Here is a 16,708-nt window from a genome sequence, read left to right as displayed (position 1 = left end):
GCACCTTATATATTAATGAGGTGGTGAGTATAAAAAGCTTTTAAGGAAGGGGTTTTGATCTACAACAAAAAAGGTGCCTAAGCACCTTTTAAAAGAGTATTTTTTGTTAATACGTTATGTTGTGGGCATCTTTTAGGTATTGAAACAATTCTTTATAGCCCTTGCCTGGCTTCTCGGCTTTAACCTCTTTGGCGGCATTGCGAACCAATTGGCGCATTTTTTGGCGCTCAAGGGTCGGGTATTGCTCAATGGTTTCGTTGATTAAATCGTCGCCTTGTTCAATTAAGTCACTACGTAATTGCTCAATTTTTTTAATTAAAACCTCAGCTTGGTTATTTTTATTAAGCATTACATCAATAATTGCTTTAATTTCTTCAACGTTTTCTACTGTGCGCAGCGTTTTAGCAATGTAATTTAAATGACGACGGTACGCATCGCTTTTATTGCTAATTTTATCAGCAACCACCATGGCTTCTTTTAAATCGTCATTGAGTGGTAAGCGTTCGCGTTGTTTTTTCCCCATTTTAGCAATTTCAGAACCTAACTGGTGAAACTCTTGCGCGTCTCGCTTTAGCTCACTTTTTGATACGTAAATAATTTCTTCTTCAATTTCAGCAGGCTTGCCTTTTTTCTTCGCCATGGGGTGCTCTTAAGTAAAAATAACTTTTGCCATTATACGCGATTCTTTTAGTGATTAATATTAGCTGATGTGGTGCAGTGAGTGTGTTAGCATTTAAAGATAAGAAATGCGTGCAATATTGCCTTAAGGCTCAGGACTTAATTTATGAAAAGCCAACAACACGATCCAATTTATTCTCAAATCTCTCAAGTAAAAGATGCCGTAGCTGAAGTGCTCGAGCATGCAAAAAAATTGGGTGCTACTGCCGCAGAAGCTGCTATGTCGAGTACATCGGGTTTATCGGTAAGTACACGCATGGGTGAAGTAGAAACCATAGAATTTAACCAAGATGGCGGTTTAGGTATCAGTGTTTATGTAGGGAATAATAAAGGGTCGGCATCTACTGCAGATCTCAACCCAAAAACACTACGCACTGTAGTCGAAAAAGCCATTGATATTGCCAAGTTTACCTCCGATGATCCATTTAATGGCATTGCGGATAAAGAGCTACTTGAGTTTGCCCCTAAAGATCTCGATTTATATCATCCGTGGGATGTAAGCCCAGAGCAAGGTATTGAACTTTGCCATGCCGCCGAGCAAGCCGCCTTAAATGCTGATGAGCGCATTGTAAATTCAGATGGTGCAAGTTTTTCATCGCACCAAGGTTTACGTGTATACGGTAATAGCCATGGTTTAATTGCTGGTTTTCCACGTACGCGCCATAGTATTAGTACTATGGTAATAGGCAAAGAAGGCGAGCACATGCAGCGCGATTCGGCGTACACTGTTGCGCGCGATCAAGCTGGTTTAAACGATGCTGCAGCAGTGGGCCTTGAAGCTGCAACCGAAACACTTGCTAAGTTAAACAGCCAAAAACTAGGGACTATGAAAGTACCTGTTATTTTTAGAGCCGATATAGCTAACTCATTGTTTGGACATTTGGTATCGGCTATAGGCGGTGGGGCGCTTTATCGTAAATCGAGCTTTTTACTCGACAGCCTAGGCACCCAAGTATTTAGTAAGAGCGTTAATATTGCTGAGCGTCCACATATATTAAAAGGGTTAGCATCATCACCTTTTGATAGTGAAGGGGTTAAAACGATTGACCGTGAAATTATTCAAGGCGGTGAACTGCAAACGTATTTATTGGCAAGTTATGCAGCACGTAAATTAAATATGGCTCCAACAGGCCATGCAGGCGGTATTCATAACTGGTTAGTAGAGCAAACGCATAACGATTTAACCGCACTATTAAAAACCATGGGAACAGGCTTATTAGTTACCGAGCTGATGGGGCAAGGCGTAAACACCGTTACCGGTGACTACTCGCGTGGAGCAGCTGGTTTTTGGGTAGAAAACGGTGAAATTCAGTACCCTGTTAGTGAAATTACCATTGCCGGAAATTTAAAAGACATGTTTAAAGGTATTTCGGCCATAGGGGGCGATATTGAGCGCAGAGGCGGTATTCAAACGGGTTCAGTACTTATAGAGCAAATGCAAGTAGCAGGCGCATAATAGCAATTTGCAATAATACGTAATTAAGCGAATTGGTATAATATAAAAGCATATATTAAAGCCGAGCATTTAAACGCTTGGCTTAAGCGTGTTTTATTTAAATTGATGAGGTGTTGAATGGCTAAAGATAGGTACGCACCAAAACCCCTAACTGACATTATGGCAGGCCTTAATAATCGCTTATCTGCTTATGCAGGTAAAAGCCAAGCGCTAGATAAACAGCAAGTATTGCTTAAAGAGTTTTTAGGCCCAAAGCTTGCTGAAAAATGCCGTGTAAGTAATTACCGCGATGGCACGCTGATGATTGAAGCTGTATCGGCAGCAATTGCCCTTAAACTTAATTATTTAAAAATGGATATGCAGTCGCATTTTAGAGCGGCGGGCATGGCAGAGCTCGGCCAAATTAAAATTGTCGCAAACCCTCAAGCAACAGCGCGCTTAAGCCCAACAACAGATAAACGAGGCCCCGTAGGCAAAGCACCTGGCAATTCAAGAAAAATGAGCCAGCAAACCTCAGATTACCTTAATGCCATTGCCGCATCAGCGCCCCCTTCGCTGAAAGAAAAGCTAGAGCGCCTTGCTCGCCATGGTAAAAAATAACTCGCTAAAGCCCGAATATGGTTGTTGGTAGGGCTATTTTGTTATCTCGTCTCACGGCAAATACTTTGTTACATATTCTATTTTATTGTTTCTTTAATGGGGTTTATCATACAAATTCGGCGTGTTGTTTTAACCGCCTAAATATTAATTTCATTAAGTGAAAGCATCGCAGGGCGCTTTTTATCTTTCTCTGTGGCGCCATAGCTTAATGAAATAGATATTTTATTCTTTACTAACAAACGGAATAATTATGAAAAAAGTAACTATTACCGCCGCAAGTATTGCACTTGCGCTGGGCCTAGTAGGTTGCGGTGAAAAACAACAAGAAACACAAGTAGCCGATACAGCTACTGTTGCAGCACCTGCAGAAAAAAACCTTGAGCTAGGTGTAGACCTTGCCAATATGGATGAGTCAGTTCGTGCGCAAGATGATTTTTATTACCATGTAAACGGGCAGTGGCTTGCTAAAACAGAGATCCCTGGCGACAAGTCTAACTATGGCTCGTTTACACAGTTGTATGAAGAGTCGCAAAAAGCGATGAAAGCAGCACTTGAAAGTGCCGCTAAAAATAGTAATGCTAAAAAAGGCAGCGACGAGTACAAAATTGGTGCTTTTTATAAAAGCTACATGGATAAAGACACACGTGATGAGTTAGGTATTACACCTTTACAACCTTCACTAAATACCATTGATAGCCTAGATTCAAAAGCTGATCTTGCGCCTTTAATGGCTAAAATTCAGCAGCAAGGTGCTAGCTTACCATTTGGCTGGTTTGTAAATAACGATGCTAAAAATTCAAGTGAATACGCGCTGTACTTATCGCAATCTGGGCTTGGCTTACCAGATCGTGACTATTACTTAAAAGATGATGAAAAATTTACTAAAATTCGTGCATCTTACGAGCAATACATCACAGATATTTTAGCTAAATCGGGCGTTGAAAATGCCGCTGATGCCGCTAAAAGCGTTATCGCATTTGAAAGCGCTTTAGCACAGGCACAGTGGAGCCGTGTACAAAGCCGTGATGCCACTAAGTCATACAATAAAATGACTGTAGCTGAGGCAAGTAAGCTAACAGGCGACTTTGATTTAGCTGCGTTTTTCAAAAGCGCTGGGGTAGATACCTCAGACATTATTGTACGTCAGCCAAGCTATTTAGAAGGGTTTGCTGATGTGTACAAAGAAACAGATTTAGCCACGTGGAAAAACTACTTAAAGTTTCATTTTGTAAGTGGTTACGCACAGTTACTAAGCACTGACTTGGTTGATCTTAAATTTGATTTTTATAGCACCACATTACGCGGCGTAAAAGAGCAGGCGCCTCTTTGGAAAAAAGCGGTGGATGCATCTAACAGCGTACTTGGCGAAATTTTAGGTAAAGTATACGTAAAAGATAACTTCCCACCTGAGGCAAAAGCGCGCATGGAAGAGCTGGTAGATAACGTTATTAAAGGTTACGGCGTTGCTATTGAAAACCTTGAGTGGATGAGCCCAGAAACCAAGCTTGCAGCCCAAGAAAAGCTAAACAAATTTACCCCAAAAATTGGCTACCCAGATAAATGGAAAGACTACTCTGAGCTTACAATTAATCCTGATGATTTAGTGGGTAACTACATACGTTATAGCCAGTGGGCTTACAGCGATATGATTGCTAAATTAGGCAAACCAGTTGACCGCTCTGAGTGGCACATGACCCCACAAACCGTTAATGCCTACTACAACCCAGTAAATAACGAAATTGTATTCCCAGCTGCTATTTTACAGCCACCGTTTTTTAATTTAGACGCCGATGACGCTGTAAACTACGGTGCAATTGGCGCAGTAATTGGCCATGAGCTAGGCCACGGTTTTGACGACCAAGGCGCTAAATACGACGGTGACGGTAACTTACGTAACTGGTGGAGTGAGTCTGACCTTAAACAGTTTGAAGAGCGTACCGGCGCGTTAGTGGCGCAATACAATAAATATAAACCGTTTGAAGATGCAGGTGTGAACGGCGAGCTTACGCTTGGCGAAAACATTGGCGACCTAGGTGGTTTAACGGTGGCTTACAAAGCGTATCAATTATCGCTAGGCGATAACAAAGCGCCTGTAATTGACGGTTACACTGGCGATCAGCGTTTCTTTATGGGGTGGTCACAAATTTGGCGTCGTAAGTACCGTGATGAAGAATTACGTAACCGCTTAATGACAGATCCGCATTCACCAAGTCACTACCGTGTTATTGGTATCTTGTCGAACATGCCTGAGTTTTACGACGCGTTTGACGTAAAAGAAGGCGACAAGATGTATATCAAACCAGAAGACCGCGTAAAAATTTGGTAATTGTTATGCTTTTTGGTTAACTTAGTAAAAACCAGCAAGTGTTTAGATTGCTGGTTTTTTTATACTAATAACACTGCAGTTATTGCATGAGGGCTTTATGTATCCAGCTTTGATTGCTTAAAATATTTTTATACAAAGCGAGTTGGTTTTGCGCACGTTCTAAATTATGTTCTGCATGGGTGGTTTTAAAGTACACGTCGTTATTTAAGTAATCGGTTAAAAACCGCACACTAAGCATTAGCGGCATAACTTTAGCGCCTAGCAGTAAACTTGCTTGCTCTTTGTTGCTAATTGCCGATTTAAGGGGGGCAAGGTAGCCTTTAACAAGCGCTGTAAATACCTCTTTGCGAATAACCACTTTACCAAGGTTAGTTGAATCTTCTGCCTCAGCGCAGCAAAATGTGCGCACCATGTCTCCAAAGTCATAAAGTAAAAAGCCGGCCATGCAGGTATCTAAATCGATAACTGCTTTTGCTTTATATGTATTGCTGCAATACAGCATGTTATTTATTTTAGTGTCGTTGTGGCACACCCGGGTAGGCAAATCAGCTGTTACCTCAGCCAGTTCTTTTACCAAATGCTGTTGTGCAATGCAGTAGTCAATAACGGTTTTACACTGTTGCAGCCGCTCATTAGTGGCTGTGGCAATGGCTGTATTAAGCTGCTCAAAACGCATGGCTAAGTTATGAAAGTCTGCAATAACAGGGTAGAGGCTTGATGCGTCAAAATCGAGCAAGGCACGTGTAAATGTGCCAAATGCAAATGCCGCTTGCTCTGCGTGTTTAGGCTCTTTGACGATATCTTCACTTGCGCTTTGGCTAATAAAATTAAGCACGCGGTAGTACGCGTTATTAATTATTATAAGGTGTTCACCTTGGTGGGTACTTATATGCTTAACAATATCGAGCGGGTAAGTATTTGCTTGTTGTTTAGCGCTTAAATGCTGCTCAATTAACTGGGCGTTATTGACCAGTTGTGCTGGATTTTCAAATACATGAGTGTTGAGCTTTTGAACAACAAATTGCTGACCAGCATTGGTGAGCAGCCAGGTGGTGTTTATATGTCCGCTGCCTAAAGAGCTCACCTGAGTAAGCTCAGGGTTTAGCGCTAATAGCTCACTTAATTTATTTTGTATTGCTGTATTCATGTGCTTTACGCGTATCGCGCGTGTATTTTTTCAATAATCTCGGCGTTAGCAGCAGGAAACTCATAGTTACTAAGCTCATTAATAGCGACCCATTCACTAGGTTGCCCTTCGGCTCCATGTGCTTCACCGCTAAAGTTACTTACAACGTGAATATCAAGTTTTACACATTTATCGCCATAGTCATGTTCAATCACCATCAGTTGGCTAGAGCTGTGAATGGTAATGCCAACTTCTTCACTGAGCTCACGCTTAAGGGCGGCAAATACGCTCTCACCAGCTTCTACTTTCCCGCCTGGAAATTCCCATAAGCCACCTTGATGTTGCTCATTAGCGCGCTTACAAATGAATATAGCATTATTTTTTTTTATTACGCCTACCGCTACGTTAACTATTTTTGTTGTCATATTTTTTCTCCATAAAAAAAGCGACGCTAGCGTCGCTTTTTAATTACATACAATGCGTCGTTACTTTAATTTACCACAACATTGCTTAAACTTTTGTCCTGAGCCACATGGGCACGGATCGTTGCGGCCAACTTTAGGCGCTGTTCTTGCCATTACAGTTGCGCTTTGAGGGGCTTCACCGCCTACGTGTTCTGCTTCTTCGTGTTGGTACTCGCGAGGGGCATTTTCACTTTTACGGTGTTGCTCTTCTACTTTTTCAACATCTTCTTCGGCACGAACTTGTACTTTACTTAAAATGCCCACTACATCAACTTTTAAGTTTTCAAGCATTTCGGTGAATAGCTCAAACGACTCGCGCTTGTATTCTTGCTTAGGATTCTTTTGTGCATAGCCACGTAAGTGAATACCTTGGCGTAAATGATCCATTGCAGCAAGATGATCTTTCCAGTGCTGATCGAGGCTTTGTAGCATAATCGCTTTTTCAAACTGACGTAGTACAGAGTCGCCAACTTGTTCTTCTTTTTGCTTGTAAGCTTGTTCAACCGCTTGCTCAATACGCTCACGAAGTTTCTCTTCGTATAATTTATTGTCATCAGCTAGCCATTGCGCGATAGGCAACTCAATAAGAAAGTCTTGTTTTAAGCGTTCTTCAAGCCCAGGGATATCCCACATTTCAGCAAGGCTTTGTGGTGCGATGTATTGATCGATCACCCCATTGAGTACATCTGCGCGAATTGCAGTGATTGTTTCTGAAATATCGCCTTCTTCAAGCAACTCGTTACGCTGGGCGTAAACAACACGACGTTGATCGTTTGCTACATCATCGTACTCAAGTAATTGCTTACGAACATCAAAGTTACGTGCTTCTACTTTACGCTGAGCGTTTTCAATTGCACGGTTAACCCATGGATGCTCAATGGCTTCGCCGCGTTGCATGCCTAGTTTACGCATCATGTTAGTCATGCGCTCACCAGCAAATATACGCATTAGCGCATCATCCATCGATAAGTAAAAACGGCTAGAGCCGGCATCACCCTGACGACCAGCACGGCCACGTAATTGGTTATCTATACGGCGCGATTCATGACGTTCAGTACCAATAATATGTAAACCGCCAGCATCAATTACTGCATCGTGACGAATTTTCCACGCTGCTTTAATTTCAGCAATTTGTTCATCTGTTGGGTTTTCTAGTTTTTCAACTTCACTGTTCCAGTTACCACCAAGCACAATATCGGTACCACGGCCGGCCATGTTGGTAGCAATTGTTACAGTACCAGGTAAGCCTGCATCCGATACAATGTCAGCTTCTTGCGCATGGAACTTAGCATTAAGTACGTTGTGCTTAATTTTTTCTTTGCGTAAAAACTGCGATAAATACTCAGAGCTTTCAATTGAAATAGTACCTACTAGCACAGGTTGCCCGCGCTCTTGGCAATCTTTAATATCAGCTAAAATAGCTTCGTATTTTTCTTCTTGTGTTAGGTAAACTAAATCAGCGCGATCATCACGGATCATCGGCTTATTAGTTGGCATAACAACCGTGTCTAGACCGTAAATAGATTGAAACTCAAATGCCTCCGTATCGGCTGTACCTGTCATACCAGCTAAGGTTTCGTATAAACGGAAGTAGTTTTGGAAAGTAATAGAAGCCAGTGTTTGGTTTTCGTTTTGAATTTTTACACCTTCTTTCGCTTCTACAGCTTGGTGTAAACCTTCAGACCAACGACGACCTTCCATTGAGCGCCCTGTGTGCTCATCAATAATGATGACTTCGTTTTCTTTAACAACGTAATCCACATCTTTTTGATAAAGCTTGTGAGCACGAAGCGCAGCATACACGTGGCTTAGTAGAGTAATACTACTGGCTGAGTAAAGCGAATCGCCTTCTTCAATTAATCCACGTTCAGTAAGTAGGTCTTCTACTTTAATTTGACCGCGCTCTGTTAAATGAACTTGTTTAGACTTTTCGTCGATAGTGTAATCGCCATCGCCTTCAATGCCTTCTTCGTCTTCTTTTTCTTGAAGCTCTAAAAGCGGCACAATTTTATTGATTTCGATGTATAGCTCAGAGCTATCTTCAGCTGGGCCTGAAATTATAAGTGGCGTACGTGCTTCATCGATTAAGATTGAATCCACCTCATCTACTACCGCATAAAACAGTGGGCGTTGTACACGCTCATCAATGCTAAATGCCATGTTGTCACGTAGGTAGTCAAAACCAAACTCGTTATTAGTACCGTAAGTAATATCGGCACTGTAAGCTTGTTTTTTCTGTTGTGGCATCATGCCTGGTACGTTACAGCCTACAGTTAAGCCTAAGAACTCAAATAACTCGCGGTTTGTTTCAGCATCACGTTTTGCAAGGTAGTCGTTCACGGTAATTACGTGCACGCCTTTGCCTGTTAAGCCATTTAAGTAGGCTGGAAGTGTGGCTGTGAGTGTTTTACCTTCACCGGTACGCATTTCTGCTATACGGCCTTGATGTAAAACCATGCCGCCTAATAGCTGTACGTCAAAGTGACGCATGCCATTTACACGCTTTGACGCTTCACGTACCACAGCAAATGCTTCTGGTAGAATGTCGTCAAGGCTTTGTCCGTTATCGTAACGTTCTCTAAACTCAGCTGTCTTAGCTCTTAAATCTTCATCAGAAAGCGCTTCTAATTGCGTTTCTAGCGCGTTAATTAGCGCGACCGTCTTTCTTAGGTTTTTAATAGTGCGGTCATTGCGACTACCAAAAATCTTGGTAAATAAATTAGATATCATGATAAAACCGTTACAATGTATTCTTTGCTAACCGAGTGTCGGCTAACCCATTTTTTACAATTGGTAATTAATATGTACTTTTACATAACCTGTAGAACATATTAATTAGCAATTTTGTATTAAAGAGCATTAAAAGCACTGTTTAATACGTGTGCTACTATACCAGACTCTGCCAAACAACAAACTATCTCAATAAAAAGATGTGTATTTAAAACAGAAAAATTTGATCTGATGCGCAAAAAACTAGTTTTATTACGCTAAAAAATAGCAGCAAGTTGTGAAGATATGGTGTTAAAAAATTTAAAAACAAGAGTATAGGGTGGGTAAGTTTTATACTGAGTAACCCACCCTATGACGTAGTGTATTTAAAGCTTAAATTGATTAACCGTTTTGTTTAAGGCAACGGCTAGGTCGCTTAAATCACGCGCTTCATCTGCTAAAATGTGGGCGTGATCAGCTGTGCTGTTTACTAAGCCATTAATTGCTGCAAGGCTGGTGTTAATGTCCTCTGCTACAACCGTTTGCTGCTCAGTTGAGGTGGCAATTTGGTGGCTTTGGTCTTGCACTTTAGTTACCGACTGAGCAATGTTTTGTAATGAACTTAGCACTTCTTTGGTTTGCGATACTGAGCCTTCTGTTTGCTCTTGCCCTTGCAGCATCATTACCGATGCTTGTTGGGCAATTTGCTGTAAGCGAGAAATCATATTACGTATATCGTCTGTTGATTCTTGCGTACGGCTCGCAAGTGAACGCACTTCATCGGCAACTACCGCAAAACCACGGCCATGCTCACCAGCACGCGCAGCTTCAATGGCGGCATTAAGAGCAAGTAAGTTGGTTTGATCGGCAATGGAGTTAATTACATCCACCAATGCACCAATGTTATTACTTTCTTGCTCAAGCCCTGCCACCACTTTAGACGCTTCACCTATGTGTAGCGCAAGTTCGGTCATCACACGTTGTGCTTGAGTTGAGCGGTCAGCCCCTTCGGCAGTAATGGCTTGTACTTCTTCGGCGGCGCTGTTGGTATGCTGTGCGTTACGCGATATTTCAAGTACAGTGCTGGCCATTTCGGTCACGGCGGCACTAACGCTGTCTACTTGTTGTTTTTCTTGCTGTATTTCGGTATTGGTCTGGGCTGATACATTTTTAAGCTGCGCTGCGGCATTGGTCAATTGCTCAGCTTGTGCGGCTGTTTCTAACATCATGCCGCGCAGCTTATCAATGAATGTATTCATGTGATTGGCAAGCTGGCCAACCTCATCTTGGCTGTTAATAGTAATCTTTTGGGTTAAATCGCCTTCGCCCGATGCAATATCACGCATAATATTAGTTAGCGTGGTAATAGGCTGCGAAATCATGTGGGTTGCCCATAATATCATCGCTAAAATGATCACTAAAATAATCACCACTGCGGTGGTTGTGCTGGTAACCGCTTCATTAACGGGGGCTTCAATCATGCTGGTTGGAATGAGTATACCTACATACCAGTCAAGATAAGGTTGTTCTAGTTGTAAGCGATGATACACCACATAATACGCTTCGCCTTTTAAAGTCACCAATTGGCTGCCTTCAAGGTTGTTACGCATTTGGGTATTAAGCTCTGTAAAGCCTGATGTATTGCTAAACTGGCTTTCAAGGCCATCTAGCCCTTCTTTACCTTTAGGGCCTTCATCGGTGTTAGACAGTTTATGGCCAGTGGCATTTGAAAAGTGCACCACCTTTTGATTGCCATCGAGTAAAAAGCCATAGCCTTGGCCGTTAAAGCGGATACCTTCTACCATGTCGTTGATTTTATTAAGCTGTAAATCAACGCCGCCCATACCAATAAGTTTACGCTGTGCGTTGTATACCGGCTGCTGTACAACTGCCGAGGCAACACCTGTGGTTAAATCGACTGATATAGGGCCCACGTAAAGTTTATTTATTTGCAGGGCTTCTTGCCACCAACCACGCTTATAGGCGTAGTAAGGTTGGCCATTGTAATGGCTGGTACGCTCGTTTTCTTTAAAGTATTCGCCGGTGGTTGCTGAGGCAAAAAACGCCGACAGTATATTTTCGTCATTTGAGCTAATACGGACAAAGTCTTGATTAACTTCGTTGTATCCCGGAGCGTTTTTGATTGGCTGATTTCGAGTATCCCAATTTTCAAAAAAATTAACTAAGTGGGGATTATTAACGAACGTAGATACCAGCTTGCCATACTTTGCAAAATAGCTTTGCATTGAAAGTTGTTCGCTTTGTAGGTAGCTTTGAGCTTCGCGCTCAATGTTTACTCTGGAAAGGTTAGCGATGTGATTTACAAAAAATGTTGAAGCAATAATTAGCAAAATGGTGATGGTACCACCAATCAATAATAATATTTTCTTCCGTAATGATAAATTATTTAGCATGAGTGCACGTATTATTGTTATTTAGTAGGTGATATCTAATCATATCTTACTTTAAATCTCTATGAAGTTAGATAAAAAGCACTAATTATGCGTTTAAAATGAAGGGTTATGCAAAAATGGAAACAAAAGCTAATAAATTAGTAGTATTAGGCGCAGGCTGGTTGGGTCATGCTTTATGCTTACAAGCTAAGCAAGCCGGTTGGCAAGTACAAGGTACACATAGAAGTGATGAGCATACAGAGGATTTTCAGCGTCAATTTGTCCTCAATGAAGGGCTGCTAACACACCAAATAGATTTACACGATGCTTACTGGGTGTGTGCAATCCCCCCACGGAGCAGACACAGTGAAAGTAACTACCCAGAAACACTTAGTGCTGCACTTACTCTTTCTAAACAATTAACTGCCAAAGGCTTTATTTTATGCTCATCTACCGGTGTGTACGACCAAGAGCCTGGTGTTTACACTGAAAGCAGTGAAATAAGCTGCACCAATGAGCGACAAATAAAACTGTTCGATAGCGAAGAAAAAGTACTAGAACAAGACGGTAAGGTGCTGCGTTTAGCGGGCTTATTAGGACCTAACCGTGAGCCTGGACGCTTTGTGGCTGGTAAAGAATTAAACTCATCTAGCGAGCAAGTGGTTAATATGGTGCATCAACAAGATGTGATAAACGCTATTTTTGCGGTAATAGAAAACTATAATTCGGGGCAAAATATTTATAACGTGGTGAATCCATCGCACCCCACTAAAGCGAATTATTATGCACAAAAGTGTGCAGAGCATGGCGGTGAAATGCCAACCTTTACCAGTAATGAAAGTGCTGAGCGCAAGGTGCTTGGCTCAGCAATTGAGGCGTTAGGTTTTAGCTATCAGCATGGAATTTAGCATGCGATGGTAGCGGGTTGAGATTAATAAAGTCGCACAACGCCCCCTGAGATAAAAGCGTATTGGTCGCGTCTATATCGGGGGCAAAGTAGCGGTCTTTATCATAGTAACTTACATGCTCGCGCAGCAGTGCTTTTGCTTTTTCTACTTGCGGTGAGGGTTTTAGCGGGGCTCTAAACTCAAGCCCTTGAGCAGCTCCAAGCCATTCAATTGCTAATACCCCGCGGGTGTTATTGGCCATTTCATTTAAGCGCCTTGCTGCAAAGGTTGCCATAGAGACATGATCTTCTTGATTAGCAGATGTTGGCAGGCTGTCTACCGAGGCGGGGTGCGCAAGCGATTTGTTCTCGGAAGCAAGTGCCGCCGCAGTTACTTGGGCAATCATAAAGCCTGAGTTAACTCCGCCATTTTCAACTAAAAAAGGCGGCAGTGTAGAGAGGTTTGAATCAATAAGTAGCGCGATTCTTCGCTCTGCCAGCGCGCCTATTTCGGCAATCGCTATGGCTAAGTTATCAGCTGCCATAGCAACGGGCTCTGCATGAAAATTACCACCGGAGATAATATCGCCCACATCGGCAAATACCAGCGGGTTATCGGTAACGCCATTTGATTCACACAGTAGCACTTCTGAAGCTTGGCGAATTTGTGTTAAGCACGCGCCCAATACCTGAGGTTGGCAACGCAGGCAGTAAGGGTCTTGCACTTTTTCACAGTTTACGTGAGATTGGCTAATTTGTGATTGAGTACCAAGTAGCTCTCTAAATACACTGGCTGTATCGATTTGGCCGCGTTGCCCCCGTATTTCGTGAATGCGTGCATCAAAGGGGGCACGGCTGCCCTTAGCAGCTTCTATGCTAATAGAGCCTATAACACAACTTTGTGTGTATAAATCTTCTGCTTTGAAAAGCCCTTGTAACGCAAGTGCGGTAGAAGCTTGTGTACCATTTAACAGCGCCAGCCCTTCTTTTGCACCTAAAGTTAGGGGGGAAAGGTTTGCAATTTTTAGCCCTTGAGCAGCACTTATAATTTCACCTTTGTGACGCATTTTACCTTCACCTAGCAGCGGTAGACACATATGAGCAAGCGGCGCTAAATCGCCCGAAGCACCCACAGATCCTTTTTCTGGTACGCACGGGTAAACTTCACTGCATAGTAGCTTAATAAAAAACTCAATCACCTCAAGGCGTATTCCTGAGTAGCCCCGAGATAGAGAGTTTATTTTTAAGGTCATCATTAACCTTACTGTGCTGTCGTCCATGAGCTCACCTATACCGGCAGCGTGCGAAAGGACAATACTACGTTGAAGTAGCTCAAGCTCGTCATCCGCTATTTTTGTATTGGCTAATAAGCCAAAGCCGGTGTTGATACCGTACACCGTTTGGCATTTGCTTATTACGTTTTGAACGGTTTGTGCGCTGGCGGCTATTTGTGTACTGGCGCCATCGACAAGGTTAAGCGTGACAGCTGAGTCATTAATTTTTCTTAGGGTGTTTAAGTCTAACTGCCCTGGTGTGAGAGTGTGTGAAATCATGGCTATTCCTTGTTTAGCATAGGGAGATCGAGATGGTGCTCTTGCGCACAATTTTTTGCAATGTCGTAACCTGCATCGGCATGACGCATAACACCGCTGGCAGGGTCGTTCCAAAGCACGCGGGCGATACGCTCTTTTGCTTCATTAGTACCATCAGCAACAATTACAACGCCGGCATGTTGACTAAAGCCCATACCAACACCGCCACCATGATGCAGTGAAACCCATGTAGCGCCGCCTGCAGTGTTTAATAAAGCATTGAGTATTGGCCAATCAGACACGGCGTCTGAGCCATCTAGCATACTTTCTGTTTCACGATTCGGGCTGGCTACAGAGCCTGAATCGAGGTGATCGCGCCCAATTACAACCGGCGCTTTAAGCTCGCCATTTTTAACCATGTCGTTAAAAGCAAGTGCAAGGCGGGCTCGATTCTTTAAACCAACCCAGCATATACGTGCTGGCAAACCCTGAAATTGAATGCGCTCACGGGCCATATCAAGCCAGTTATGTAAGTGGTTATCTTCTGGGATAAGTTCTTTCACTTTTGCATCGGTTTTATAAATGTCTTCGGGGTCGCCCGAAAGCGCAACCCATCTAAATGGGCCAATGCCTTCACAGAATAATGGGCGGATATAAGCGGGCACAAAGCCCGGAAAATCAAACGCATTGGTAACGCCTTCTTCAAAGGCCATTTGGCGTATGTTATTACCATAGTCGGTAGTGGCAGCACCGGCTTTTTGCAGTACTAACATGGCATTTACTTGCACTGCCATAGATTGCTTAGCGGCTTTAACTACTGCTTGTGGGTTTTGTTCACGCATTTTTGCTGCATCTTGCAAGTTCCATCCTTGGGGAAGGTAGCCATTGAGTGGGTCGTGTGCTGAGGTTTGGTCGGTCACGATATCGGGGGTAATGTTGCTGTTTGCCAAAGCAGTAAAAATATCAGCAGCATTACCTAATAAACCTACTGATATAGGGCTGCCTTTAATACACGCATCGGTAATCAGTTCAAGAGCGTGTTCAAGCGTTGTGGCTTTTACATCAACGTAGCCGGTTTTAATTCGAAAATCGATGCGGGTCTCGTCGCATTCAACAACTAGAGCACTAAAACCTGCCATGGTTGCGGCGAGTGGTTGGGCGCCCCCCATACCGCCAAGACCTGCGGTTAAAACCCATTTACCTTTTGCATTACCGCCAAAGTGTTGTTTTGCCATTGCCACAAAGGTTTCGTAAGTGCCTTGCACTATGCCTTGTGAGCCAATATAAATCCAAGAACCTGCGGTCATTTGCCCATACATCATTAGGCCTTTTTTATCGAGCTCATTAAAGTGCTCCCAATTTGCCCAATGTGGCACCAGGTTAGAATTAGCAATGAGAACGCGCGGCGCGTTTTCGTGGGTTTTAAATACGCCCACGGGCTTGCCCGATTGCACAAGCAGTGTTTCGTCGTTTTCGAGCCTATCAAGGGTTTCAATTATTTTATCAAAGCTTGGCCAGTTTCTTGCTGCACGGCCAATACCCCCATAGACCACTAACGCATGAGGGTGTTCTGCCACATCAGGGTCTAAATTGTTCATTAACATGCGTTTAGCGGCTTCGGTTTGCCAACTTTTAGCGCTAATTTTGTCGCCATGGGGCGCGCGGATTTCACGGTGTGTGTCGAGCCTGTTGTTCATGAATTTCTCCTGTTGTATATACAAGATGGTCAGCTATAAAAAAACGCCCTTAAGCGTTATCTTGTTATTATTTTTTAAATGTTAAGTGTCCACCCAGGCGGTATTTACTGCCCGGTGATACTAAGCGAGCAAAGCTCACTATGCCTTTTGTTGACCAAGTACGACGAATGACCTGTAAGCAGGGCTCTTCGTTATACAGGTTAAGCCATTGGCACATTTGCGAGTTAGGCATAACCGCTTCCACTGTGTGGCGTGCTTGTGTGAGTGGCGCTACGCTCGATAAGTACTCATGCGGTGTAAGGGTGCTAAAGTCTTGTTGTAAATAACCCGCGGCTAAAGCTGGGTTCACAAACCGCTCTTCAACTTGCAGTGGTTTGTCGTTCTCGTTGTGTACCAGTACACTGCGATACACCACGCTATCTACTTCAACGCCAAGCGCAATGGCGATGGGGGCAACGGCATTGATAGATTCAAGCACGTGCACGCTACAGCTGTAATGCCCGTTACGCTCTTTTACTTCATCGGCAATGTTTTTAATTTCGAGTAGAGATGATTGCGATTTAAAACTTGCTACAAACGTACCTAATCCTTGGCTGCGCGTTAAAATACCGGCATCTGTTAATTCGCTCAGTGCACGTCGTGCGGTCATACGGCTTACAGAAAATTGACTGCTAAGCTCGTTTTCTGAGGGGACGCGTTGGTTTTCTTGCCATGCGCCATTTTTTATTTTATCGACAATAAATTGTTTTATTTGTGCAAATTTAGGAGTGGTCATTACTTATTATTAGCTGTATTTAAAATAAACTATTTAATAAAGATGGCATAATTGTCTTGTATATAC

The 16,708-nt window shown here is 43.0% G+C and carries 12 protein-coding genes; 4 read left to right on the top strand and 8 right to left on the bottom strand.

Translation table 11 applies throughout. The annotated features are described in order from the left end of the window. Window positions 1-106: 106 nt before the first annotated feature. Entirely contained in the window at window positions 107-640 is a 534-nt protein-coding gene (yjgA, locus tag AN389_RS07150) for a ribosome biogenesis factor YjgA (RefSeq protein WP_055014568.1), read from the bottom strand. A gap of 144 nt (window positions 641-784) precedes the next feature. Between yjgA and pmbA the strand changes: the two genes are divergently transcribed. The 3 genes from pmbA (at window position 785) to AN389_RS07135 (ending at window position 5,060) form a co-directional block, all read left to right on the top strand. Then, window positions 785-2,134 (top strand): metalloprotease PmbA, encoded by a 1,350-nt coding sequence (gene pmbA / locus AN389_RS07145; RefSeq protein WP_055017786.1) that lies wholly within the window; start codon window positions 785-787, stop codon window positions 2,132-2,134. 117 nt (window positions 2,135-2,251) lie between these two features. Further along, entirely contained in the window at window positions 2,252-2,734 is a 483-nt protein-coding gene (locus tag AN389_RS07140) for a DUF721 domain-containing protein (protein ID WP_055014570.1), read from the top strand. Between the two features lie 250 nt (window positions 2,735-2,984). Then, window positions 2,985-5,060 (top strand): M13 family metallopeptidase, encoded by a 2,076-nt coding sequence (locus AN389_RS07135; protein ID WP_055019511.1) that lies wholly within the window; start codon window positions 2,985-2,987, stop codon window positions 5,058-5,060. 79 nt (window positions 5,061-5,139) lie between these two features. On the opposite strand, the gene AN389_RS07130 is transcribed toward AN389_RS07135, so the two are convergent. From AN389_RS07130 to AN389_RS07115, 4 genes are all read right to left on the bottom strand, one after another. Further along, a complete protein-coding gene (locus tag AN389_RS07130) occupies window positions 5,140-6,207 on the bottom strand; it encodes a phosphotransferase enzyme family protein (protein WP_055019510.1) in 1,068 nt (355 codons plus the stop codon). Between the two features lie 5 nt (window positions 6,208-6,212). Further along, window positions 6,213-6,611: an 8-oxo-dGTP diphosphatase MutT gene (gene mutT, locus AN389_RS07125; protein WP_055014573.1), complete on the bottom strand. Its 399-nt coding sequence runs from the start codon at window positions 6,609-6,611 to the stop codon at window positions 6,213-6,215. Between the two features lie 60 nt (window positions 6,612-6,671). Continuing rightward, window positions 6,672-9,380, bottom strand: a complete 2,709-nt coding sequence (gene secA / locus AN389_RS07120; RefSeq protein ID WP_055014574.1) for a preprotein translocase subunit SecA — start codon at window positions 9,378-9,380, stop codon at window positions 6,672-6,674. A 365-nt stretch (window positions 9,381-9,745) separates the two neighbouring features. Further along, window positions 9,746-11,773 (bottom strand): methyl-accepting chemotaxis protein, encoded by a 2,028-nt coding sequence (locus tag AN389_RS07115; protein ID WP_055014575.1) that lies wholly within the window; start codon window positions 11,771-11,773, stop codon window positions 9,746-9,748. 116 nt (window positions 11,774-11,889) lie between these two features. On the opposite strand from AN389_RS07115, the gene AN389_RS07110 reads away from it, so the two are divergent. Then, window positions 11,890-12,660: an NADP-binding protein gene (locus AN389_RS07110; protein WP_055014576.1), complete on the top strand. Its 771-nt coding sequence runs from the start codon at window positions 11,890-11,892 to the stop codon at window positions 12,658-12,660. On the opposite strand, the gene hutH is transcribed toward AN389_RS07110, so the two are convergent. From hutH to hutC, 3 genes are all read right to left on the bottom strand, one after another. Continuing rightward, complete coding sequence (gene hutH / locus AN389_RS07105; protein ID WP_055014577.1) at window positions 12,638-14,191, bottom strand: histidine ammonia-lyase; 1,554 nt, start codon at window positions 14,189-14,191, stop codon at window positions 12,638-12,640. The two genes, AN389_RS07110 and hutH, sit on opposite strands and share 23 nt — an antisense overlap. A 2-nt stretch (window positions 14,192-14,193) precedes the next feature. Then, window positions 14,194-15,867, bottom strand: a complete 1,674-nt coding sequence (hutU, locus tag AN389_RS07100) for a urocanate hydratase (RefSeq protein ID WP_055019509.1) — start codon at window positions 15,865-15,867, stop codon at window positions 14,194-14,196. A gap of 67 nt (window positions 15,868-15,934) precedes the next feature. After that, entirely contained in the window at window positions 15,935-16,642 is a 708-nt protein-coding gene (gene hutC, locus AN389_RS07095; RefSeq protein ID WP_055014579.1) for a histidine utilization repressor, read from the bottom strand. Window positions 16,643-16,708 lie beyond the last annotated feature (66 nt).

This window comes from Pseudoalteromonas sp. P1-7a, from assembly GCF_001401855.1.
Classification (GTDB): Bacteria; Pseudomonadota; Gammaproteobacteria; order Enterobacterales; family Alteromonadaceae; genus Pseudoalteromonas.
The sequence above is the reverse complement of the archived record's forward strand: the minus strand, read 5'-3'. Positions and strand labels throughout refer to the sequence as shown.